Source organism: Glycomyces sp. NPDC021274 (assembly GCF_040641195.1).
GTDB lineage: Bacteria > Actinomycetota > Actinomycetes > Mycobacteriales > Micromonosporaceae > Glycomyces.
Genome location: NZ_JBFADC010000094.1, coordinates 1 through 1,219 on the forward strand (window position 1 = coordinate 1; position 1,219 = coordinate 1,219).

Sequence of the window (1,219 nt, forward strand, 5' to 3'; positions counted from 1 at the left end):
CTTCCCGCCGACCGTCGGCCCCGCACCTCAGTCCGCCCCTCTTCCCGATACGGAGCCCACCCCGTGAGCAGCACCCCCGACCTCCCCCTCCTGCAGATCGGCCGGCTCGGCGCCACCCCCGAGACGGGGGGAGGCTGTGGCGACGCCTGTGGGTGTGCCGGTGACGGCGACGCCTACGAGCTGGACCCGCTGACCTGTGGGCTCGACCCGGACCTGGCCGCGCTCCTGGTGGCCGCCGGCCTCGACCCCGTCCAGGTCGAGGACATCGCGCACATGGCCATCGAGGAGGACCTCGACCAGGGCGTGGACGTCACCACCGTGGCCACCGTCCCCGAAGACGCCTTCGCCACCGGGGACTTCACGGCCCGGGAGCCCGGCACGGTCGCCGGTCTGCGGATCGCCGAGGCGGTGCTCTCCGTCGTCTGCACCGACGAGTTCGCGGTCGAGCGGCACGTGGAGGACGGCGAGCGGGTCGAGGCCGGGCAGAAGCTGCTGTCCGTCACCACCCGCACCCGCGACCTGCTCACCGCCGAGCGCAGCGCGCTGAACCTCCTGGGCCGGCTGTCCGGGATCGCCACCCTGACCCGCGCCTGGGCGGATGTCCTCGAAGGCACCGAGGCCAAGGTCCGCGACACCCGTAAGACGACGCCGGGCCTGCGCGCCCTGGAGAAGTACGCGGTGCGCTGCGGCGGTGGGGTCAACCACCGGATGTCGCTGTCCGACGCGGCGCTCATCAAGGACAACCACGTCGTGGCGGCGGGCGGTGTCGCGGAGGCGTTCACGGCCGTGCGGCGCGAGTTCCCCGGAGTGCCGATCGAGGTGGAGGTCGACCGGCTCGACCAGATCCCGCCGATCCTCGCCGAGGGCGCTGACCTGATCCTGCTGGACAACTTCACGCCCGAGCAGACCCGGGAGGCCGTGGAACTGGTCGCCGGCCGCGCGATCCTGGAGTCCTCGGGCCGCCTCACCCTGGACAACGCCCGCTCGTACGCGGAGACCGGCATCGACTACCTGGCCGTGGGCGCGCTCACCCACTCCGCCCGGGTCCTCGACATCGGCCTGGACCTGCGCGAGAGCGACGACGAGAGCCTCTGATCGCCATGCTGCTGACCATCGACGTGGGCAACACCCACACCGTGTTGGGCCTGTTCGACGGTGACGAGATCGTCGAGCACTGGCGGATCTCGACCGACGCCCGCCGCACCGCCGACGAACTGGC

Annotated in this window: 2 protein-coding genes; both read left to right on the forward strand. The window is 72.3% G+C overall.

The features are described from left to right. Positions 1 to 63 precede the first annotated feature (63 nt). Entirely contained in the window at positions 64 to 1,095 is a 1,032-nt protein-coding gene (nadC, locus tag AB0I03_RS26820; protein WP_073444460.1) for a carboxylating nicotinate-nucleotide diphosphorylase, read from the forward strand. Positions 1,096 to 1,100: 5 nt separating this feature from the next. Continuing rightward, positions 1,101 to 1,219, forward strand: a 119-nt coding sequence (locus AB0I03_RS26825) for a type III pantothenate kinase (RefSeq protein ID WP_360417416.1), incomplete at its 3' end; no start/stop codon positions are given.